The organism is Cupriavidus sp. 05L411 (genome assembly GCF_056398045.1).
In genome coordinates, this window is record NZ_JBFTOQ010000006.1 from 119,871 (window position 1) to 139,949 (window position 20,079).

General features: G+C 66.8%; 21 protein-coding genes. 14 read left to right on the forward strand and 7 right to left on the reverse strand.

Going from position 1 to position 20,079, the window contains the following annotated elements:
* Positions 1-257 precede the first annotated feature (257 nt).
* The 4 genes from AC1DQR_RS09025 (at position 258) to AC1DQR_RS09040 (ending at position 4,046) form a co-directional block, all read left to right on the forward strand.
* The gene (locus tag AC1DQR_RS09025) at positions 258-1,463 is read left to right on the forward strand and encodes a LuxR C-terminal-related transcriptional regulator (protein ID WP_416048887.1); all 1,206 of its coding nucleotides are present in this window, start codon (positions 258-260) and stop codon (positions 1,461-1,463) included.
* 231 nt (positions 1,464-1,694) lie between these two features.
* Positions 1,695-2,207, forward strand: coding sequence for an AmiS/UreI family transporter (locus tag AC1DQR_RS09030; protein ID WP_174427428.1), 513 nt, complete (start codon positions 1,695-1,697; stop codon positions 2,205-2,207).
* A gap of 164 nt (positions 2,208-2,371) precedes the next feature.
* Positions 2,372-3,604, forward strand: a complete 1,233-nt coding sequence (gene fmdA / locus AC1DQR_RS09035; RefSeq protein WP_150983617.1) for a formamidase — start codon at positions 2,372-2,374, stop codon at positions 3,602-3,604.
* Positions 3,605-3,722: 118 nt separating this feature from the next.
* Entirely contained in the window at positions 3,723-4,046 is a 324-nt protein-coding gene (locus tag AC1DQR_RS09040) for an FmdB family zinc ribbon protein (RefSeq protein ID WP_416048886.1), read from the forward strand.
* A 41-nt stretch (positions 4,047-4,087) separates the two neighbouring features.
* On the opposite strand, the gene AC1DQR_RS09045 is transcribed toward AC1DQR_RS09040, so the two are convergent.
* Positions 4,088-4,756, reverse strand: a complete 669-nt coding sequence (locus tag AC1DQR_RS09045) for a hypothetical protein (RefSeq protein ID WP_416048885.1) — start codon at positions 4,754-4,756, stop codon at positions 4,088-4,090.
* Positions 4,757-4,937: 181 nt separating this feature from the next.
* Positions 4,938-5,915, reverse strand: coding sequence for a D-2-hydroxyacid dehydrogenase (locus AC1DQR_RS09050; RefSeq protein ID WP_416048884.1), 978 nt, complete (start codon positions 5,913-5,915; stop codon positions 4,938-4,940).
* A 222-nt stretch (positions 5,916-6,137) separates the two neighbouring features.
* Between AC1DQR_RS09050 and AC1DQR_RS09055 the strand changes: the two genes are divergently transcribed.
* The 3 genes from AC1DQR_RS09055 (at position 6,138) to AC1DQR_RS09065 (ending at position 8,701) form a co-directional block, all read left to right on the forward strand.
* Positions 6,138-7,037, forward strand: coding sequence for a LysR family transcriptional regulator (locus AC1DQR_RS09055; RefSeq protein WP_416050507.1), 900 nt, complete (start codon positions 6,138-6,140; stop codon positions 7,035-7,037).
* 117 nt (positions 7,038-7,154) lie between these two features.
* Positions 7,155-7,538 (forward strand): VOC family protein, encoded by a 384-nt coding sequence (locus AC1DQR_RS09060; protein ID WP_416048883.1) that lies wholly within the window; start codon positions 7,155-7,157, stop codon positions 7,536-7,538.
* A complete protein-coding gene (locus AC1DQR_RS09065; RefSeq protein WP_416048882.1) occupies positions 7,535-8,701 on the forward strand; it encodes a glycerate kinase in 1,167 nt (388 codons plus the stop codon). Before AC1DQR_RS09060 ends, AC1DQR_RS09065 begins: the two co-directional genes overlap by 4 nt.
* Here the strand turns inward: AC1DQR_RS09065 and AC1DQR_RS09070 are convergent.
* Both AC1DQR_RS09070 and AC1DQR_RS09075 read right to left on the reverse strand, forming a co-directional pair.
* Positions 8,698-10,386: a methyl-accepting chemotaxis protein gene (locus AC1DQR_RS09070; RefSeq protein WP_416048881.1), complete on the reverse strand. Its 1,689-nt coding sequence runs from the start codon at positions 10,384-10,386 to the stop codon at positions 8,698-8,700. The two genes, AC1DQR_RS09065 and AC1DQR_RS09070, sit on opposite strands and share 4 nt — an antisense overlap.
* A gap of 294 nt (positions 10,387-10,680) precedes the next feature.
* Positions 10,681-11,619 carry a LysR family transcriptional regulator gene (locus AC1DQR_RS09075; RefSeq protein ID WP_416048880.1) on the reverse strand — a complete coding sequence of 313 codons (939 nt, stop codon included), beginning with the start codon at positions 11,617-11,619 and terminating at the stop codon, positions 10,681-10,683.
* A 98-nt stretch (positions 11,620-11,717) separates the two neighbouring features.
* Between AC1DQR_RS09075 and AC1DQR_RS09080 the strand changes: the two genes are divergently transcribed.
* Together AC1DQR_RS09080 and tam are read left to right on the forward strand one after the other, a co-directional pair.
* Positions 11,718-12,071 carry a hypothetical protein gene (locus AC1DQR_RS09080; protein ID WP_416048879.1) on the forward strand — a complete coding sequence of 118 codons (354 nt, stop codon included), beginning with the start codon at positions 11,718-11,720 and terminating at the stop codon, positions 12,069-12,071.
* 24 nt (positions 12,072-12,095) lie between these two features.
* The gene (gene tam / locus AC1DQR_RS09085; protein WP_416048878.1) at positions 12,096-12,866 is read left to right on the forward strand and encodes a trans-aconitate 2-methyltransferase; all 771 of its coding nucleotides are present in this window, start codon (positions 12,096-12,098) and stop codon (positions 12,864-12,866) included.
* 46 nt (positions 12,867-12,912) lie between these two features.
* On the opposite strand, the gene AC1DQR_RS09090 is transcribed toward tam, so the two are convergent.
* Positions 12,913-13,254 carry a zinc ribbon domain-containing protein YjdM gene (locus AC1DQR_RS09090; protein WP_416048877.1) on the reverse strand — a complete coding sequence of 114 codons (342 nt, stop codon included), beginning with the start codon at positions 13,252-13,254 and terminating at the stop codon, positions 12,913-12,915.
* Positions 13,255-13,467: 213 nt separating this feature from the next.
* On the opposite strand from AC1DQR_RS09090, the gene AC1DQR_RS09095 reads away from it, so the two are divergent.
* Positions 13,468-14,457, forward strand: a complete 990-nt coding sequence (locus AC1DQR_RS09095) for a tripartite tricarboxylate transporter substrate-binding protein (protein WP_416050506.1) — start codon at positions 13,468-13,470, stop codon at positions 14,455-14,457.
* Positions 14,458-14,478: 21 nt separating this feature from the next.
* Complete coding sequence (locus tag AC1DQR_RS09100; RefSeq protein WP_416048876.1) at positions 14,479-15,294, forward strand: Bug family tripartite tricarboxylate transporter substrate binding protein; 816 nt, start codon at positions 14,479-14,481, stop codon at positions 15,292-15,294.
* A 16-nt stretch (positions 15,295-15,310) separates the two neighbouring features.
* On the opposite strand, the gene AC1DQR_RS09105 is transcribed toward AC1DQR_RS09100, so the two are convergent.
* On the reverse strand, positions 15,311-16,240 hold the full coding sequence (locus tag AC1DQR_RS09105) for a LysR family transcriptional regulator (protein ID WP_416048875.1): 930 nt from the start codon (positions 16,238-16,240) through the stop codon (positions 15,311-15,313).
* Between the two features lie 134 nt (positions 16,241-16,374).
* Between AC1DQR_RS09105 and AC1DQR_RS09110 the strand changes: the two genes are divergently transcribed.
* From AC1DQR_RS09110 to AC1DQR_RS09120, 3 genes are all read left to right on the forward strand, one after another.
* A complete protein-coding gene (locus AC1DQR_RS09110) occupies positions 16,375-16,926 on the forward strand; it encodes a phosphonopyruvate decarboxylase (RefSeq protein ID WP_416048874.1) in 552 nt (183 codons plus the stop codon).
* A gap of 4 nt (positions 16,927-16,930) precedes the next feature.
* Positions 16,931-17,527: a thiamine pyrophosphate-dependent enzyme gene (locus AC1DQR_RS09115; RefSeq protein ID WP_477132892.1), complete on the forward strand. Its 597-nt coding sequence runs from the start codon at positions 16,931-16,933 to the stop codon at positions 17,525-17,527.
* Positions 17,528-17,597: 70 nt separating this feature from the next.
* Positions 17,598-19,067: an aldehyde dehydrogenase gene (locus AC1DQR_RS09120; protein WP_416048872.1), complete on the forward strand. Its 1,470-nt coding sequence runs from the start codon at positions 17,598-17,600 to the stop codon at positions 19,065-19,067.
* Positions 19,068-19,108: 41 nt separating this feature from the next.
* On the opposite strand, the gene AC1DQR_RS09125 is transcribed toward AC1DQR_RS09120, so the two are convergent.
* Positions 19,109-20,032: a LysR family transcriptional regulator gene (locus AC1DQR_RS09125; protein WP_416048871.1), complete on the reverse strand. Its 924-nt coding sequence runs from the start codon at positions 20,030-20,032 to the stop codon at positions 19,109-19,111.
* Positions 20,033-20,079: the final 47 nt, after the last annotated feature.

Here is a 20,079-nt window from a genome sequence, read left to right on the forward strand (position 1 = left end):
GCTGGCAGCGGGCGCTCCGATTATTGTCTGAATCCGCCCCTCGCGCAATGACATGCGCGCTGCGCGGCAAAGGGTGCGGAACGCGCTGCAGCATGCCGTACGGATGCTGCGCGGCAGCATGGCGCGGCGCCTTGACATTTGGGGTGTCAGCGCAAACACTGGCCGGCAGTCCTCATATCGAAGAGGCCGCGGGCAGCGCCGCATAGCGCTCGCCGTTGCCCGAATCCGCTGTGCCCGATGCCATGGAGAAAGCGCGGTTGCCCGCCCAGAATGCTGATAGCGCCTATAAGGCCGATAGCGCCGATCCCCAGGCCGGGGAGCTGATCTACCGTATCCACGCCGCGCGCGATGATGATGGCTGGCGCGGCGTGGTTGCGCTGGTGCGCGATCAGTTCGCCGCGGGCACTGCCGTGCTGGCGCGGCGGCACCTGGCCGGCGGCCAGGGCGCGGTGCTGCACGGCGCCCCGGACGACCCGGCATTTTTTCACACCTTTGCGCAGTACTCCGCGCGCAACCCGTGGTTCCTCTCCAGCACGGCCTACCAGCCCCTGCAGGTGATCAGCGGCGACGACATGCTGGGCAGCGGCGACCTGGTCCGCACGGACTACTACCAGGCGTTGCTGCGGCCCCATCGCTATCTGCATCGCTTGTGCGGGGTGGTGGCGCGCGAGGCGGATGTCGTCTACTACCTTGAGTTGTACCGGCGCGAAGACCAGCGGCGCTTTGCCAGCAAGGAGAAGGCGGAGTTTCGCGGCCTGCTGGCGCATATGGCGCTGTCGCTGGAAAACCGCTGGCACCGCCACAGCGCCGCCGACCTGAGCCAGGCGCTGATGTGCGTCATCGACGGCCATCCAAACGCGACCTTCCTGGTGGAGCGGGATGGCCGCATCGTCTACTGCAACCGCAGCGCGCAGGCGCTGTGCGGGCAGGGCAGCGGCCTGTACCGGGATGGCGAGTATCTTGCCGCGGTGATGCCGACCGATCACCGCACCTTGCACGAGATGCTGGCCACGCTGGCCGGGGCTTCCCAGGGACTTCCCTCCAAGGCCGGTGACACGCGCGACGCCCACCCGGGCCAGGCCACGCTGGTGCCCACACAGGTGCTGTCGGTTTCCGCGCCCGGCTTTGCCTTGCCCACGACGCTCACGTTGCAGCCCGCCGGTGCGTCCATGCGCAACGGGCTGGGCGAGGAGCGCGCGCTGGTGGTGGTCAGCGCGCGCCGGCAGGGTGCGAAGCATGCGCACCACGATTGCCTGTTCGCGCGCCAGTTCAAGCTGAGCGAGGCCCAGGCGCGGGTCAACGCGCTGGTCTTCGCCGGCCACTCCATCGCCAGCCTGGCGCAGGTACTGCACGTGTCCGAGAACACGGTGCGCAGCCACCTCAAGCAGATCTTCCAGAAGACCAACACCCATGGGCAGATGGAATTGGTGCGCCTGCACGCGCAGCATTGCCCGCCGGCCTGAACGTCCCTCACCTGGCCATCGCGCCGTTGCCTTGTCCGCTGCCTTATCCATTGCCTCATTCAATTGGGTGAGGCCACCTCACCCAGCCACATGATGCGCGGAATCCTCGTCGTGAAGGATTCGCATCTGCGCGGGCCTGCTTATAGTTGACCCGTCGCCACGCGGCCGCCGCGAGGCAGCCGGCGCCAACAGAAAAAGAACAACCAGAATCCGTCACGCAGGAGATACGCCATGCTAGGCCTGACGTTGCTTTACGTAGGTGCCGTGCTGTGCCTGAACGGCTTGTGGCTGCTGGGCAAGATTGGCGACCGTGAGATCTGGGTCGTCAATATCTTTGCCGGCGGGGTGACGATGCTGGTGTCGCTGCGGCTGATCTTCGGCGGCGAGGCGGACAGCGCATCCATCAAGGCCGGCGCGCTGACGCTGTTGTTCACCTTCACCTACCTGTGGGTTGCGCTCAACCGCTTCAACGGCGCGGACGGGCGTGGCCTGGGCTGGTTCAGCCTGTTCGTGTCGGTCACGGTGATTCCCGTCGCCATTGATGCGCTGCGCCATGCCAACTCCGTCTGGGATACCTGGTTCGCCTGGTGCTGGGTCGGCTGGGGCGTGCTGTGGTTCCTGTACTTCCTGTTGCTGGCGATGCAGCGCCCGATCCTGAAGTTCACCGGCGTTGCCACTGTCCTGGCAGGTATCGCCACCGGCTGGCTGCCAGGCTATCTGCTGCTGAGCGAATCATTCAGATAGACCGCAAAGACAGACCGCAAAGGTCGACCGCAAAGATCGACCACAGCGCGGCGGCGGGCAGCCGCGCGCGACCAACGCTGATCCAGGCATGCAGCCAAGGCGGCTGCATCGTTTCACGGCCGCAATCCGGCGACTGACCGGACACACACCAAGGAGACAGGCACATGGCAGATACCCTGATCAAGGTCGATCTCGCGCAATCGGCGTACGAGAACGAACAGGTCCACAACCGCTGGCACCCGGACATTCCCATGGCCTGCTGGGTCAATCCCGGCGACGAGTTCATCCTGGAAACCTATGACTGGACCGGGGGCTTCATCAAGAACAACGAGTCGGCGGATGACGTGCGGGACATCGACCTGTCCATCGTCCACTTTCTCTCCGGGCCGGTGGGCGTGCGCGGCGTCAAGCCGGGCGACCTGCTGGTGGTCGACCTGCTGGACGTAGGCGCCAAGCCCGAAAGCCAGTGGGGCTTCAACGGCTTCTTCTCGAAGAAAAACGGCGGCGGATTCCTGACGGACCATTTCCCGCTGGCGCAGAAATCCATCTGGGACTTCCACGGGGTCTACACCACGTCGCGCCATGTGCCCGGCGTGGAGTTCGCCGGGCTGATCCATCCCGGGCTGATCGGCTGCTTGCCCGATCCCAAGCTGCTGCATACCTGGAACGAGCGCGAGACAGGGCTGATCAAGACCGACCCCGATCGCGTGCCGCCGCTGGCCAACCCGCCGTTTGCCGCGACCGCCCATATGGGCAAGCTCGTTGGCGACGCCGGCAGGCGGGCGGCAGCCGAGGGCGCGCGTACCGTGCCGCCGCGCGAGCATGGCGGCAACTGCGACATCAAGGACCTGTCGCGTGGCTCCAAGGTGTACTTCCCGGTGTATGTGGATGGGGCGGGGCTGTCGGTCGGCGATCTGCACTTCAGCCAGGGCGACGGCGAGATTACCTTCTGCGGCGCCATCGAGATGGCGGGGTGGGTGCACATGCGAGTGAGCGTGATCAAGGACGGCATGGCGAAGTACGGCATCAAGAACCCCATCTTCAAGCCCAGCCCGATCACGCCGACCTACAACGACTACCTGATCTTCGAAGGCATCTCGGTGGATGAACAAGGCAAGCAGCACTACCTGGATGTCAACGTCGCCTACCGGCAGGCCTGCCTGAACGCGATCGAATACCTGACCAAGTTTGGCTACTCGCGCGCGCAGGCCTACGCCATCCTGGGCACGGCGCCGGTGCAGGGGCATATCAGCGGCGTCGTGGACATCCCCAACTCCTGCGCCACGCTCTGGATACCGACGCAGATCTTCGACTTCGATATCCGGCCGCAGGCCAATGGACCCACCGTGCATATCAAGGGAGGTGCCGACGTCCTGCTTTCGCAGGATGTGGCCTGAATGCCGATCTGAGCGCCAGCCAGAGATGTGAAGTCACGGCGGGCGCGGGCTTCCGCCTTCCTCCTCCTTCCCCAAGGGGGCCCGCGCTTGCCACCTTCCACCAAGTGGAGATACCTGTATGCCCATGTATGAATACGCCTGCGAGGCGTGCGGCAGCTTCACCGCGGTGCGCCGCATCGACGAGCGCGACGCGCCGCAGCCATGCCCCGGCTGCGGCCACGCAGCCCGGCGCCAGGTCACCGCGACCATGCTGGCCCTGATGCCATCGGCCCGCCGCGTCGCGCATGCGGGCAACGAGCGCAGCGCCCATGCGCCATCAAGTTCCCAGGGGCACCGGCATGGGCCGGGTTGTGGCTGTTCGGGCGGCAGCGTCGGCCTGGCCGGCAAGCCGGGTGCGGCAAAGTCCTTTCCCGGCACGCGGCCCTGGATGATCAGCCACTAGGGGAGTCATCCCGATGGGGGCCAGCCCGATCGCCATCCCGGCTATTCGCCAACCACGGTCGAGCTACGCACCCGGTCCAGCAGCGGCAGCCATACGCCGCGCGCCGTGTCGCGGCACGAGAGGATGAGCAGTAGCTCCTGGTCCGGCGTATAGATGTCGAAATGCTGCACGTAGATCGTGCCTTGCGCGCCGGTGCGCACGTAGTTGATGGCAATCGCCGGCCAGCCACCGATTGTCTCGAGGCGAGGCTCGTCGATGGAGAGCATCTCCCTGCCCGATGTCTTCAGGGAGGCGCGCATCCTGCGCTCGAAGCTCGCCGCGTATGCCAGAAGCAGTGACCTGTCGAACCGGCGGACCTGCTCGGGCGTGACCGGCGCTTGCGCCATCGAGTTGACGATCACGGCCGCGTACGGATTCTGCACATTGGATACGGCATGCAGGAGGTTGACCGTTTGGCCCGCCGGCGCCGGGACGATGGAGACACCCCCCACCGCGTCCGCGATGGTGCCGTGGGCCCGGCCCTGGGCGCCGGACAGGATGGTCCAGTCCCGGGGAACCTGAACGGCAACCTGCCTAGCGAGCCTGATTTGCACGAAAGGCACTGGCGTGCCCCCACCGGCCTGGGCGAAACACGGCGCGGAATTCAGGGCCAGGCCCAGTGCGCAGGCAGTCGCCGCCGCCAGGACAAGCCTGCCGCATTGCGCACGCATGCTCCCTCCGTCGTGATCCCGAACAGGAACAATATAGACGCGAAGCGGCTATCCGGCACGGATCCGGGCGTCGCACGAGCGCCATCGTCCTTGTCCGGCCAGATGCCGAGGTGCACGCCAGTGGCCGCCGCGGCTGGCGGGTCCCATGCGCATGGGACGCGGGGGCAGGGTAGGAGAGGGCTTAGCCCGTCACCACATTGCGCGGCGAGCCAGCCGCGAACGCCGCGATATTGTCGATCAACTGGTCCGCCAGCGCCTGGATGGCCTCCCGGCTCGCCCAGGCCACGTGCGGCGTGAGCAGGAAGGCGGGATGGTCGCGCAGTGCGTGGAACGGGTGGCCGGGGCCGGGCGGCTCCTGGGTGGCTACGTCGAAACCAGCCCCGGAAACCTGTCCTTGCCGCAGCGCCTCGACCAGTGCGGCCTCGTCGACCAGGCCGCCGCGCGCGGTGTTGATCAGCAGCGGGCGGCGCGTCATCTGCGCGAACTCCTCGCGGCCGATCAGCCCCGCGTTGGCGGGGGTCAGCGGGCAATGCAGCGTGATGATGTCGCTCAGGCGCAGCATGTCCGCGAAGGGCGTGTGTTGCGTGTTGGCGCTGTGCTGGCCCTTGCGGGCGGCGTACAGCACCTTGAGTCCCAGCAGCCGGGCGATCTCGCCCACCGCGCGGCCCAGGGTGCCGCCGCCGACGATGCCGATGGTCGAGCCGGCCAGGTCGTGGATCGGATAGTCGTGAAAGCAGAACTGCCCCGAGGCCTGCCAGCGGCCCGCGCGCACCGCGTCGCAATAGGCATGCAGGCTGCGGCGCAGCGCGAAGATCAGCGCGAAGGTGTGCTCGGGCACCGTATGCACGGCGTAGTTGCGCACGTTCGACACGCAGATGCCCCGGGCGGCGCAGGCGAGCAGATCGACGTGGTCGGTGCCGGTGGCCGCGATCGCCACCAGGCGCAGGTTGGCGGCCTCGCGCAGCACCTCGGCCGGCAGCTTGACCTTGTTAGTGATCACGATCTGCGCGTTGGCGATGCGCGCGGCCACTTCATGCGGCGCGGTGGCGTCAAAGACCGTCAGCTGGTGCGCGAACGGCAACGCGCGCAGCACGGTCTCGGGGGCCAGCGTGCCGCGGTCCAGGAAAACGACTTCCGGCGTGGTCTGGGTTGGATTCATGGGGTTTGTGGGGTTTGCCTGTCGGTAAGCCTGGGTGGTGAATACGCCACGCCTCTGGCCATCGGCCGACGCGCGTGGACTGGCCATGGTGGCCCCGGGCGCCCAAATTGACAATGCCGTTCTCGTCCACTAGCCTTTCCCGATTCTCAAACCTCGGGGCATGGCTTGACGGCCCTGGCCATCCGGTCGCCATTGATGCCGCCGCCCACCGGACGCTTTCGCGTGATCAATCCCGCCCATCTCGACCTGCAGTCCCTGCGCCTGTTCCTGGTGGTGGCGCAGAGCGGCAGCTTTACCAAGGCCGCCGAGCGCACCCACATGACGCTGTCGGCGCTCAGCCGCCGCGTTGCCGACCTGGAAAAGACGACCGATTGCGCCTTGTTCGTGCGGCTGCCGCGCGGGCTTGAGCTCACCCCGGCCGGCGTTGGGCTGGTCGGCCATGCGCGGGCGGTGCTGGATACCGTGAATCGCCTGGCGGGCGACATGAGCGATTTCGCCATCGGCGTGCGGGGGCATGTGCGCGTGTGGGCCAACACCTCGGCCATCATCCAGTTCATGCCGCGGGACCTGGGCGTGTTCCTGCACGCGCAGCCGCTGATCCGCGTCAGCCTGGAGGAGCGCATGAGCGGCGAGGTGATCGCGGCGGTGGCGGGCGGGCAGGCGGATATCGGCGTGTTTGCCGACAACGTCGCGGCCGGCACGCTGGAAAAGTTCGAATACCGCCGCGACCGCCTGGTGGTGCTGGTGCCGCCGGATCATCCGCTGGCGGCGCGCGCCGAGGTGGCCTTTGCCGACGCGCTCGAATTCGATTTCGTTGGCCTCAACCAGGGCAGCTCGCTGCTGCAGCGCTTGGCCGACGCCTCGGCCGCGCTGGAGCGCGTGCTCAAGCTGCGGGTGCAGGTCAGCAGTTTCGATGCGATCTGCCGCATGATCGAGGCGGGCCTTGGCATCGGGGTCTTGCCGGAGGGCGCCGTGCGCGCCGAGATACTTGGCGCCGGGTTGCGCGCCATCCGCCTTGCTGATCCGTGGGCCTCGCGCACGCTGTGGCTTGGCGTGAAATCGGCCGCGGCGCTGCAGCCCGAGGCGCGCAAGCTGTTCGATCACCTGCTGGCGCGGCACTGAGGCGGCCGCTTCAGCCTTGCGTTTTCGGAAAGGGTGCTGGCGCAATCCGACATATTCATGTGCCCGCGCGACTGCCATGATGGCTTCCGGCTAAACCGCAGAGAGAGCAAGCGCGACATGATTGACCACCTCGACCACCTGGTGCTGACCAGCACGGATGCCGGCGCGACCATCGATTTCTATACGCGCGTGCTCGGCATGCAGCTGGAAACCTTCGGCGAGAATCGCGTGGCGTTCCGCTTCGGCAACCAGAAGATCAACCTGCACGTGCGCGGCGCAGAGTTCGAGCCCAAGGCGCACCTGCCGGTGCCCGGCGCGCTGGACCTGTGCTTCATTGCGTCGATTCCGCTCGATGCCGTGATCGAGCGGCTGCGCGCCGCCGGCTGGCCCATCGTTGCGGGCCCGGTCGCGCGGACCGGCGCCACGCAGAAGATCCGCTCCGTCTACGTGCGCGATCCGGACCTGAACCTGATCGAGCTCTCTGAGCTGGACGCGCCGTGACCGGCGCGACGGCGTTGAATAACGTGCCGGCGCGAGCGCTGCGCGTGCTGCTCGCGCCCGATTCGTTCAAGGGCAGCCTGGACGCGCCGGCGGTGGCCCGGCATATGGCCTGCGGCATCCGCCATGTGCTGCCGCACGCCGTGGTCACGCAGGTACCGATTGCCGATGGCGGCGAAGGCACGGCCGCGGTGGTGGCCGCGGCATGTGGCGGGCGCTGGCATGCGGTGGACGCGACGGATGCCAACGGCCAACTGGTGCGCATGCCGTTTGCCGCCTGCGAGAGCGCGGCGCTTGGCGCCTTTGCGATCTTCGATGTGGCGGCCGTGGCCGGCCTTCCCGATGCGGTGGCGGCGCCCGGCGCGCGCACCACGCGCGGGGTAGGGCAGGCCATACGCGGGATTGCCGCGCGAGGTTTCACCACCATCGTCATTGGCCTGGGCGGCTCCTCGACCAACGATGCTGGCGCCGGCATGCTCTCGGCGCTGGCGTTCGACTGCCTCGATGCCGCGGGCGAGCGTGTCGACCCGGTGCCCGACAATCTTGCATCGATCCGCAGCCTGCGCCCTCGGGTCGATGCGGACCTGCTGCAAGGGCTGCGCCTGGTGGCGCTCACCGATGTCACCAGCCCTTTGTGCGGGCCGCTTGGCGCCAGCATGATGTTTGGCGGACAAAAAGGCGTGACGGACCTCGCGCAAGCGGACGAGGTAATCGGCGAGTTCGCGGCCCGTTGCGAGCTGGCGCTCGGTTGCCACGCAGCGCAAGCGCAGGGCGCGGGCGCTGCGGGCGGGCTGGGCTTTGCCTTGCGGCTGCTTGGCGCGCAATTGCTGCCGGGAGGCCGCTTTATTCTCGACACCGCCGGGTTGGCGACGGTGGCCGGATACGACTGGATCCTGACCGGCGAAGGCCGCTCTGATCGCCAGACCTTGCTTGGCAAGGGCCCGGCGCTGGTCGCGGCGCTGGGGCGCCGGCACGGCGTGCCCGTGACCTTGCTATCGGGAGCGATTGCCGATGGCGCACTGCTGCGCGAGGCATTCGATGGCTGCTTCTCGGTGCAGGCCGGCCCTGCGTCGCTGGCCTGGTCGATCGCGCAGGGCGGGGCGCTGCTGGAGGCCGCCGCCGCGCAGTTGGCGCGGCTTTATGCGGCCGCGCGGCGTTCCGTTTAGAAGGACGACCAGTCGGACGCCGGCGCCGAAGCCGCAACGGCACGCGGTGCCACCGGCGCGGCGCGGCGCGGCGACGGTGCCGCGGGCCGGCTTGCGGCTCGCACGGCATGGGGCGCCGGCGCACTCGCCGCGCCGGCTACGCCCTGATTGCCCAGCCTGAACACGGCCACCGTGTCGTTCAGCTTGGCGGCTTGCTCTTCCAGCGATTGCGCTGCCGCCGCTGCTTCCTCCACCAGCGACGCGTTCTGCTGCGTCACTTCGTCCATCTGGCTCACCGCGTGTGCGACCTGGTCGATGCCGGCGGTCTGCTCGACGGACGCGGCGGAGATCTCGCCCATGATGTCGGAGACGCGCTGGATGTCGCGGATGATCTCGGTCATGGTCGAGCCCGCCTGGTCCACCAGCGCGGTGCCGGTCGTCACGCGCGCCGAGGATTTGTCGATGAGGTCCTTGATCTCCTTGGCGGCGCTGGAGGAACGCTGCGCGAGCGAGCGCACCTCGCCCGCGACGACCGCGAAGCCCCGGCCTTGCTCGCCGGCGCGCGCCGCTTCCACGGCCGCATTCAGCGCCAGGATGTTGGTCTGGAAGGCGATGCCCTCGATGATGCTGATGATGTCGGCAATGCGGGTTGAGCTCTCGTTGATCTCGCTCATGGTCGCAACCACGTCGCGGATCACTTCGCCGCCGTGATTGGCGGTTTCCGATGCCGTGGCCGACAGCACCGCAGCCTGGCGCGCGTTGTCCGCATTCTGCTTCACGGTGGTGGTGAGCTCTTCCATGCTGGCCGCGGTTTCTTCGAGCGACGCGGCCTGCTGTTCGGTACGCGACGACAGGTCGACGTTGCCGGCGGCAATCTGCCTGGTGGCCGCCGCGATCGTTTCGCTGCCCGTGCGCACGGACAAGACGGTTTGCGCCAGGCCGTCCTGCATCTTCGCGATGCCCGACAGCAGCTGGCCCATTTCATCCTGCGAGTGGATTTCAACGGGGCGGCTCAGGTCGCCCGCGGTGATGTGGCCGAAGTGCGCGAGCGCCGCGTCGAGCGGGCGCGCAATGGCGCGGCGCAGGGCTACCCAGCTATAGATGGCCAGCGCCAGCCCCGCCAGCAACGCGGCAATGGTGATCGTCCTGAAGGTGGCATAAGACGCCTCGGCGGCCTCATAGCTGCGCTTGGCCAGGGCCGACTGGAACTGGCTGAGCGTTTCGCCGCTGGCTTGCAGCGCGGCGTAGTACGGCGTTTGCGCGACCCCCGCCTCGATGATCTTCTGGTGGTCGGCCGACTTGACGGCGGCGGCGAAGGCATCGAGCGCGACGTACAGCGCCTTGCGCTTGGCAATGACATCCTGGGCCAGCCGCTCTTCTTCCGCGTCGCGCGGCAAGGACAGGTAACGCTGCCAGGCGGACTCCGACTGCGCCAGGAATTTCTCCGTGCGGGTCAGCAGTTCGGCAGCGTGGGGAGATTCGGGATCCATGCCAGCGCTGAACAGCGCCGTGCGGACCCGGCCCAGCCAGATATCAGCTTCCGCGATCGCCATGGCGCTCGGCATCTGGTTGGCATACGTGGCGTGGTTCGCCGCATTGCTGCGCGACATGCCGAGCAAGCCCAGTGCACCGACGACGAGCAGCAAGACGGAAAGCACGAGCATCGCAATGGCGAGCCGTGCCTTGATGGTTACGTTGGGGAGCATTGTTTAATCCATGAATTGAGAAGAATCTCAATGCTCGTTTACGGCGATTCCTTTTCAAGTTGAAGCAAGGCAGGCGCGCGCCGGATGTCTGCTACAACCACGAACGTGCTGAGAAAATCGGGCGCGCGCGTGGTTGGTGGCCCGCGGGCAGGCCGGCGGGCGAGGCTTTAGGCCCAAATTGTTTACCTGGCTGAACAGAGATTCCCGCTGCGAGGACAATAAAGACTTCGCAGCGGCGCGCGCAGCATGTGCTGCGAAGCCCAGGGAGGAACGCACTGGAAACCATACTTGCCTTCAGCCGCGCATCGCGCGCTTCGGCGTGATTGGCGTAGCCGCCACCATTTCTCGCACCATGGCGCGAAAGCGCGTCACGGCTGCCGGCAGCGCGCCTTGGCGCATCGCGAGGTGCAGGGGCGCGCTCAGCGGCGGGCTCTCGCCCAGCGGGCGATAGACGATGTCCTCGCCACCCAGGCGGTGCATGGACGCGGGCACCACGGACACGCCAAGGCCTGCTGCCACCAGGCTCAGCGTGGCCGGCAGGCGTGGCGCTTCCTGCGCCACCAGCGGGCTGAAGCCCGCGGCGCGGCAGGCGGTCAGGATCGCGTCATACAAGCCGGGCCCGGCGGGGCGGCGATAGAGGATGAACGGCTCGCGCGCCAGCGCTGATAGCGGCAGCGCGCCGGCCTGCGCTGCCAGCGGATGCCCGGCCGGCAACGCCGCCAGCATCGGCTCGTCCAGTACGGCCTCGAGCACCAGCCCGGCGGTGCTGCCCACCGGCGAGCGGACGAACGCGGCGTCCAGCCGCTCGTGCAGGATCGCGTCCACCAGCTCGCTGGTGCCGGCTTCCTCCAGCGTCACGGCAACGCCCGGCACGCTCTCGCGAAACCGGCGCAGCACGGCGGGCACGAAGGGGTGCAGGGCGGCGGAGCTGGTAAAGCCCACCGCCAGCCGCCCTTGCTCCCCGGCCGCGGCGCGGCGCACCACGTCGGCCACGCCTTCGGCCCGGGCCAGCACGGCGCGGGCCTCTTCCAGCAATGCCAGGCCGGCCTCTGTCGGGCGCACGCCGCGCGGCAGGCGGCGCATCAGCAAAACACCCAGCTCCTCCTCCAGCCCACGCAACAGGCGCGTGAGCGGCGGCTGCTGCATGCCCAGGCGCTCGGCGGCGCGGGTGACGTGGCCTTCCTCGGCCAGCACGACGAAGGCGCGCAGCCGGCGTAGCTCAATCATTGTCATACTCTCAAGGTATTGAAAATGTGCTCAATATGCATTGGAAATCATAGCAGTTCGGCTCTATCCTGACGGCATGCATCGGGCATCCACGGAGCACGGCCATGCAAGAACAAGATCTGGAAAAGGACGACAAGGACGACGACAAGGACAACGACAAGGACGCCAATCTTCCCGCGTCGTCGCACCCGGGCAACCTGCTTGCGTTCCTGGCGTGGCTAGACGCCATGCCGCGTACCTTCGCCGACACCATGGAGGCATGGCGCACGTCTTGCCCACGGCTGTCCGCGTGGGAGGATGCGACGACGGCCGGCTTGGTGGGCATGCTGTCCTGGCCCGGTGTGCCGCGCGCGCAGGCCATCGTCACGCTGACCGCCAAAGGCAGGGCCGTGTTGCAGCAGGCCAGGCAGCCCGCGATGCCGAAGAATCCGAACAAGCCAGAACTTCCAAAGCACTAGAACCGAACCCGCAAAGGAGCAGCAATGACTTGGTCAGCCAAGCAATACGTGAAATTCGAGAACGAACGTACCCGCCCGGTGCGCGATCTGCTGGCCGCGGTGCCGGGGCGCGAGCCGCGCGTCGCGGTAGACATCGGCTGCGGTCCGGGCAACTCGACCGAAGTGCTGGCCGCCTGTTTTCCCGGCGCGAGCGTGACCGGGCTGGACAGCTCGGCCGACATGGTCGAAGCCGCGCGCAAGCGGCTGCCGGCGTTGAAGTTCGAGGTGAGCCGCATCGAAGCCTGGTACGACCCGGGCCCTTACGACGTGATCCTCGCCAATGCCGTGCTGCAATGGCTGCCTGACCACGGCCGCCTGCTGCCCGCGCTTGCCGCCAAGCTGGCGCCCGGCGGCAGCCTCGCGATCCAGGTGCCCGACACGCTGGACACGCCCGCTCACCGCCTGATGCGCGAAGTCGCCGCCGACGGCCCGTGGGCCGGCAAGCTGGCCGCCGCTTCGCAGGCGCGTACCGGGCTGCAGGGGGCTGGCTGGTACTACGAACTGCTGCGCGCACATTGCGCAGCGGTCGATGTCTGGCACACCACCTACCATCACGCACTGGCCGGCGGCCCCGCGGCGATTGTCGAGTGGTTCAAGGGCACTGGCCTGCGCCCCTTCCTGGACCCGCTGGATGAAGCCGAGCGCGCGGCTTACCTGGAGCGCTACACCGCGCAAGTGGCGCGCGCTTATCCGCCGATGGCGGACGGCACGGTGCTGCTGCCATTCCCGCGGTTCTTCATCGTGGCCACGCGCTGACCGGAACCGGGGCCGCAACCAACAGCGTGCGGAGTGTCAAGCAGGCTCAGGCCTTGCGCAGGTAGCAGGCCTTGAGCATGAAGCTGCCGGCGTCCATCTTGCAATCGACCTCGTGGTCGCCGCCCACCAGCCGGATGCTCTTGACCTTGGTGCCCATCTTCAGCGTGATGGACGAGCCCTTGACCTTCAGGTCCTTGATCAGCACCACGGCGTCGCCGTCGTTCAACACGGCGCCGTTGGCATCTTTCACCACGGCCTGGGCGCTGTCATCTTCCTGCGCGGCGGCCACCATGGCCCACTCGTGGCCGCAGTCGGCGCAGACATAGTTGTCGCCGTCGGGGTAGGTGTTCTCCAGGGCGCATTGGGGGCAGGCGGGGATAGTGGGCATGACGGCTTCCGGTTACTTGAGGCTTGAGGCTTTTGAGGGGCTAGAGTATAGCGGGCGGCGGGCCCGCGTTCGGCCACGGCGTATGGCCCGTTCAGGTAATCRTGATTCTCTCGCGCCGGCTTATCCGGCAACCTTCGGCCAGCACCTTGGAACAGGCAAGCGCTCCAGCTTGCCGGCCTGGTTTCGGAGACAACGATGACTGGCATGACCGCGATGAAGCACGTAGGCACTGGCTTGAAGTGGATGATTTTCGGACCGCTTGCGGCGGGGCTTGCCTCGGGCGCGATGGCCGTGGATGCGTTCCCATCCAAGCCGGTCACGCTGGTGGTTCCCTTTTCGGCGGGCGGCCCGACGGATGTCGTGGCGCGGGCACTTGCGCAGGCGATGTCCAGGGATCTCGGGCAAAGCGTGATCGTGGAGAACCGCCTCGGTGCCGGCGGCACGGTCGCGGCGGCCTATGTCGCGCGGGCCCAGCCGGATGGCTACACGATCCTGATCCACCACAACGGGATGGCGACGGCGCCCGCGCTGTACAAGAAGCTGTCGTACGGCCCGCTCAAGGACTTCGAGTACATCGGGCAAGTCGCGGATGTCCCGATGACGCTGCTCGGGCGCAAGGACCTGCCCCCGGCCACCACGCAAGACTTGGTGAAGTACGTCGCCCAGAACAAGGACAAGGTATCCCTGGCCAACGCCGGCCTGGGGGCGGTATCCCAGCTGTGCGGGCTGCTGTTCGAGGAGGCAGTGCATGTGAAGCTGAACGCGATTCCTTACCAGGGCACCGGGCCGGCGCTCACTGCGCTGCTCGGTGGGCAGGTCGACCTGTTGTGCGACCAGACCACATCAACACTGCCGCATATCAACGCCAACCGGCTCAGGTTCTATGGCGTGACCACGCCCAAGCGCATCAAGGCGCTGCCCAATGCGCCGACGCTGCAGGAGGGCGGCCTGAAGGGCTTCGAGATGAAGGTCTGGCATGGCGTCTACGCGCCCAAGGGCACGCCGCCTGCCGTCACCGCACGCCTGACCAAGGCACTGCAGCAGGGCTTGCAGGACCCGATGGTAGCGAAGCGCCTCGATGACCTTGGCGCCGAGATCGTGCCCGTCGACAAGCAGACGCCGGAAGGACTGCATGGCTGGCTCAAGACGGAAAGCGACAAATGGCAACCGCTGCTGAGAACGATGAAGGTGGAAGCGGACTAACGCTGGAGATGACAGCGGGCCATGGCCCGCCGCCATGGCAAGCACGCCGCCCTGCAACCGCAGCGCGGCGTTTTTGCGTTCGGCGCCGCCTGGGCGCGCGCTGCAGGCATGTCGTTCGCTGATGGCAGCAGCGTCATTTTCTATTTCACCATTCGCTTGCCCGCTGGCTACCATCGTCTCCACGGGTTTGGCGATTTTCCCCTGGCCCGCACCATAACAATCGTGGCCGCCGTGCCGATGGTGCTCTCGGTGAACCCATCGGTGAAAGCCAACACGGCAAAGGAGCTGGTCGACGAGATCAAGAAGAATCCCGGCAAGTACAGCTACGGCTCCGCCGGCAAGGGCAGCGCGTTGCATATGGCCGTGGAGCTGCTGAAGTACCAGGAGCACCTGGACGTCGTCCACGCGTCTTACCGGGGTGCCAGCCAGGCGATCCAGTCCGTGATGTCCGGCGACCTGCAGTTCATTACCGATGCCGTATCCACCTCCGCGCCCATGATCAAGGCCGGGCGCCTGAAGGCGCTCGCGGTCACCACCGGGACGCGTTCCAGCGTGCTGCCGAATGTCCCGACGATGAAGGAAGCGGGCTTTCCCAACTACGAGACGTCGATCTGGAACATGGTGATGGTGCCCCGTGGCACCCCCGCGCCCGTGATCGAAAAGCTGAGCGTGGCCCTGCAGCAGGCCGTCAAGGACCCGGAAGTGCGGGAGCGGATGGAGAAGATCGGCGTGGAGCCCGTGGTGGATTCCAGCCCGGATAACGCCGCCAGGTTCGTGCAGGCGGAGACACGTCGCTGGGCGGAGGTGATCAAGGCGGGCAACATCCAGGCGGACTGAATGCGGGGCCGGCAGGCTACGCGCCAATCCAGGTGGCGCCCGGCCAGGCGCCATCCAGCACCAGGCGCTTGATCAGCGTGGCCAGTTCCGCCGAGGCGAAGCTGGCGGCAGGCGACATCCGGCGTGTGGCCGGATGCGCCAGCACGATACGCCGGGAAAGGTTGGGCGAGGTGATCGGCGCCGCGGCCAGCGTCCCTTTTTCCAGCTCTTCGGAGACGGCGGAGCTGGGCAGGACCGTATAGCCAAAGCCCTTGGCAACCAGGGATTTCTGCACGCTCAGGGAGTTGGTCTCGACGGCGATCGTGAGCGTCACCCCCGCCACCGCGCACGCATGCTCGACCACAGTGCGCAGGCCGTGCGGCGCATTGGGCAGCACCAGCGGCAGGTCCCGCAGGCTCTCGATGGTATGCGCGGCGCCCGCGGGCACGGTGCCGGGGAGGCCAATCAGGCAGAGCTGCTCGTCGAGCAGCGCCTCGACCTGCAAGCCGGGGGACGCCTTGATGTCGTACAGCAGCGCGATCTCGACGTCGCCCGCCTCCAGCCATTGCAGGAGGTTGCCCGCGTAACCCACGTTGAGCCGCACGACCAGTTGCGGGTGCTTGCCTTTGACAGTTGCGACCAGCTCCGCGGCCAGCAGCTCGCAGGTGCTGGGAAGCAGGCCGACGGCGGCCATGCCGGAGATTGCCCCGGCTACCGGCTGGATCTCCGCCTTGGCCCGGTCGAGCTCGCGCAGCGCGCGGCGCCCGTACTCAACCAGCGTCCGGCCCGCGTCGGTGAGGACCATGCCGTGCCGTTCGCGCTCGAACAGCTCTACGCCGAACTCCTCCTCAAGCAGCCGCACATGCCGGGAAACGGCCGGCTGCACGATGCGAAGAAGYTCGGCGGCCTTGGTGGCGCTGCCGGTCTCGGCGATGGCCAGGAGGGCGCGAAGCTGCTTGATGTCCATGGGCGTGATCCTGTGATTCTGGTGATTGGCCGGCTATCCAAATTACTGATGGAGGAATCAAATTATTGTATTTCATTGGAGATTCCATTCAATTCTATGATAGCAGCGTTGTTCCCCTCCCTGGATCACTACCCATGACAAATCCAAATCCAAATCCAAATTCAGCTCCTGAGCCTCTTGCCTGGCAAGAGGACATCTTCCAAGTCATCAAGCAAGCCGGGGTCCGGCAAATTGCCTACGTGCCGGATGCCGGGCACTCGCACGTCATCAAGCGGGCCAAGGCTGACCCGGCGATCCGCGACATTGTCCTCACCACCGAGGAGGAGGGCGTCGGCGTTGTCAGCGGCGCGTGGCTGGGCGGCGAGCGCGCGGTCCTGCTCATGCAGAGCAGCGGCGTGGGCAACTGCGTGAACATGTTCTCGCTGCTGGATAGCTGCCGTTTCCCGTTTTTCACCATCGTGACCATGCGTGGCGAGTACGCCGAGTTCAATCCCTGGCAGGGACCGATGGGCCTGGCAACCGAGGCGGCGCTCAAGCTGATGGGCATCACGGTGTACCGCGTGGACTCGCCGCAAGACGCTGCCGAACTGGTCGACGCAGGCCTGGCTAGCGCCTTCGACGCCGGGCAACGCGTGGCGATTCTTCTCTCTCAAAGCCTCATCGGCCGCAAAAAATGGGTGCACTGAACCTATGACTACCTTGACCTCCAAGCCGGCGATCGACCGCCGCGATTTCGTTGCCACGCTGCTCAGGCAGTTTCCCGATGCGCTGGTCGTGACCGGTCTCGGCTCGCCCTCGTACGACGTCTTTGCCGCCGGCGACCGCCCGGGCAATTTCTACCTGTGGGGCGCCATGGGCGGCTCCACGTCGGTGGCGCTGGGGCTGGCCCTGGCACAACCGCAAAAGCAGGTGATCGCCATCACCGGCGATGGCGAGCAGTTGATGGGCATCGGCAGCCTGGCGACCGCCGCGGCGCAGAACCCGAACAACCTCGCTGTGGTGATCCTGGACAATGGCCACTTTGGCGAGACCGGCATGCAGCAAAGCCACACCAACCTGGGCACCAACCTGGCAAAGGTGGCCAAGGCGTGCGGCGTGCCTTCCACGCTGGAGATCTTTGACATGGAGGAGGTGCACACGCTGGTGCAGGCGATCAGGAACGCCGACGGCATGACCGTGGCGCAGGTGAGCATCGCCGCCGAAGAGCACCAGCGCGCCTTGCCGCCGCGCGATGGCGTTTTCGTCAAGAACCGGTTCCGCCAGCATCTGGGCTTCGCGCCGTTCTAGCCGTCCCGCCGCGGCTTGCCATCCTGTGCATCCATCCTGCAATTTCAATCTGACCGGACAGCATCGCGCCATGAAGCAATATCAAATGTTCATCGACGGGACCTTCGTGAATGCAAGCGACGGTCGCTGGTTCGAAACCCAGAACCCTTTCACCGGTAAAGCCTGGGCAGAGGTAGCCCGCGGCACGGCGGCCGATGTGGACCGCGCGGCCGGCGCAGCCGATCGTGCGTTCCGCGCGGGCCCCTGGGCGGCGCTGACAGCCACCCAGCGTGGCGCGTTGCTGCGCAGGCTCGGCGACCTGATCGCCAGGGATGCGGAGCGCCTGGCAGAGTTCGAAGTGCAAGACAACGGCAAGCTGCTCGCCGAGATGAGCGGGCAGGTAAAGTACCTGCCGCAGTGGTTCTACTACTTTGGCGGCCTGGCCGACAAGATCGAGGGCACGGTCATCCCGCTCGACAAGAAGGGCTACTTCAACTACACGCGCAGCGAGCCCCTGGGCGTGGTGGCCGCCATCACGCCCTGGAATTCCCCGCTGATGCTGCTGGCGTGGAAGATCGCGCCGGCGCTGGCCTCCGGGTGCACGGTGGTGGTCAAGCCGTCGGAGTTCACCTCGGTTTCCGCGTTGGAACTGGCGCTCCTGGTTCAGGAGGCAGGTTTTCCGCCCGGCGTCTTCAACGTCGTGACGGGTTTCGGCGCGGAGGTCGGGTCGCCGCTCGTCACGCATCCGCTGGTCAGGAAGGTCACGTTCACGGGGTCCGATGCCACCGGCCGCGTCATCAACCAGCAGTGCGCGGCGCAGTTCAAGCATGTCAGCCTGGAGCTTGGCGGCAAGTCGCCCAACATCGTGTTCAACGACGCCAATCTGGACGATGCCGTMAACGGCGCGGTCTCGGGGATCTTCGCGGCCAGCGGGCAAACCTGCATTGCCGGTTCCCGCCTGCTGCTGCAGCAAGACATCCATGATGCCTTCGTCGAGAAGCTGGTGGCACTGGCCAGGACGGCAAAGCTTGGCAACCCCATGAATGCCTCGACGCAGGTCGGCCCCATCACCACGCCGGCGCAGTACGACAAGGTGCTTTCCTACATCCGGATTGCCAGGGACGAGGGCGCCAGCCTTGTGCTGGGCGGGCGGCCTGCGTCGTGCGGGGAAGGGTGGTTTGTCGAGCCGACCATCTTCTGCGGGGTGACCCCGCAAATGCGCATCGCGCGCGAGGAGGTCTTTGGCCCGGTACTCTCCATCCTGAAGTTCAAGGACGAAAGCGAGGCGATCGCGATCGCCAACGATAGCTGCTACGGCCTTGGAGCGGGCGTGTGGACCCGCGATATCGGCCGGGCATTCCGCATGGCCGAGAAGATACAGGCCGGCACCGTGTGGGTGAATACCTATCGGGCGGTCAGCGTCATGTCGCCATTCGGCGGTTACAAGGATTCCGGCCTGGGGCGGGAGAACGGCATCGACGCGATCCGGGCGTATCTCCAGACCAAGAGCGTCTGGATCAATACCGGCGCGGGCGCCGGCAATCCGTTTGCCATGCGGTAGGCGCCAGATTGGCGGGAGAGATCGGTGGGACGTCCACGTGCTTAACCGATCAGCTTTGCCGGGCTCCCGCCGGCAGCTTGCGCCACGCTGATCAGCTCGTCGATGAGGGCGCGCGCGCAGCCGGGCAGCCCCTGCAGTTCGCGCACGATGACCGCACGCTCGCGGATCACCCACGGGTCGTCCAGCTCGACGATGGCGAGCTTCATGGTCTGGCGGTGCCGCAGCGCTGCGGACAGCGGCACCACGCCAATGCCCACGCCCGCCTCGATCATGCGGCACATGGCTTCGAAGCTGCGAATCTGGATGCGGATCTGCAGCTTGCGCCGTTGCTCGTGGAGCAGATCGGTGAGGAAAGCGTGCAGGGTGCTGCCCTCGTGCAGGCTGACGTGCTCGTACTCGAGGGTGTCGGCGAGCGAGACCTTGCTCTTTTGCGTGAGGGGATGGCCGACGGGCGTGGCAAGCACGAGCTTGTCGGTGCTGAAGTGCACCACTTCAAGCCCTTCCGGGTTCACGGGCCCGGAGATGATGCCGAGGTCGGCGCTGCCGTCGAGCACGCCCCGGATGATGTCCCGCGTCAGGCGCTCCTGCAGGTCGACGGTCACGGCGGGGCGCTCCGCCATGAAGCGCGAGAGCACTTCCGGCATGAACTCCGTGACCGCGGTGGTGTTCGCGAAGATGCGGATGTGACCGACGGAATCCTTCGAGAACTCCTCGAAATCGCTGCGCACGTGTTCGAACTGCCGCTCGATGACCCGCGCATGGCGCAGCAGCCGTTCTCCGGCAGGCGTCAGCGCCAGCCCTCTGCTCTCCCGGTAGAACAGCCGGGTGCCCAACTGCTCCTCCAGGGACTTGAGGCGCGCGCTGGCCGCGGCGGGGGACAGAAATGCCTTTTTCGCACCGCGAGAGAGGTTTTCTTCCTCGGCGATGCGGGCAAAGAGCCTGAGGTCGGCAAAGTCAAAGTGCATGGATACTCCTTCGCCGCCACTGTACCAAGGGGTCGCTGGTGCCGCAA

Coding starts and splice junctions, on each gene's coding strand:
- AC1DQR_RS09030 (WP_174427428.1), top strand. CDS start 1,695: ATGCTAGGCCTGACGTTGCTTTACGTAGGTGCCGTGCTGTGCCTGAAC.
- fmdA (WP_150983617.1), top strand. CDS start 2,372: ATGGCAGATACCCTGATCAAGGTCGATCTCGCGCAATCGGCGTACGAG.
- AC1DQR_RS09040 (WP_416048886.1), top strand. CDS start 3,723: ATGCCCATGTATGAATACGCCTGCGAGGCGTGCGGCAGCTTCACCGCG.
- AC1DQR_RS09045 (WP_416048885.1), bottom strand. CDS start 4,756: ATGCGTGCGCAATGCGGCAGGCTTGTCCTGGCGGCGGCGACTGCCTGC.
- AC1DQR_RS09050 (WP_416048884.1), bottom strand. CDS start 5,915: ATGAATCCAACCCAGACCACGCCGGAAGTCGTTTTCCTGGACCGCGGC.
- AC1DQR_RS09060 (WP_416048883.1), top strand. CDS start 7,155: ATGATTGACCACCTCGACCACCTGGTGCTGACCAGCACGGATGCCGGC.
- AC1DQR_RS09070 (WP_416048881.1), bottom strand. CDS start 10,386: ATGCTCCCCAACGTAACCATCAAGGCACGGCTCGCCATTGCGATGCTC.
- AC1DQR_RS09075 (WP_416048880.1), bottom strand. CDS start 11,619: ATGACAATGATTGAGCTACGCCGGCTGCGCGCCTTCGTCGTGCTGGCC.
- AC1DQR_RS09080 (WP_416048879.1), top strand. CDS start 11,718: ATGCAAGAACAAGATCTGGAAAAGGACGACAAGGACGACGACAAGGAC.
- tam (WP_416048878.1), top strand. CDS start 12,096: ATGACTTGGTCAGCCAAGCAATACGTGAAATTCGAGAACGAACGTACC.
- AC1DQR_RS09090 (WP_416048877.1), bottom strand. CDS start 13,254: ATGCCCACTATCCCCGCCTGCCCCCAATGCGCCCTGGAGAACACCTAC.
- AC1DQR_RS09095 (WP_416050506.1), top strand. CDS start 13,468: ATGAAGCACGTAGGCACTGGCTTGAAGTGGATGATTTTCGGACCGCTT.
- AC1DQR_RS09100 (WP_416048876.1), top strand. CDS start 14,479: ATGGCCCGCCGCCATGGCAAGCACGCCGCCCTGCAACCGCAGCGCGGC.
- AC1DQR_RS09110 (WP_416048874.1), top strand. CDS start 16,375: ATGACAAATCCAAATCCAAATCCAAATTCAGCTCCTGAGCCTCTTGCC.
- AC1DQR_RS09115 (WP_477132892.1), top strand. CDS start 16,931: ATGACTACCTTGACCTCCAAGCCGGCGATCGACCGCCGCGATTTCGTT.
- AC1DQR_RS09125 (WP_416048871.1), bottom strand. CDS start 20,032: ATGCACTTTGACTTTGCCGACCTCAGGCTCTTTGCCCGCATCGCCGAG.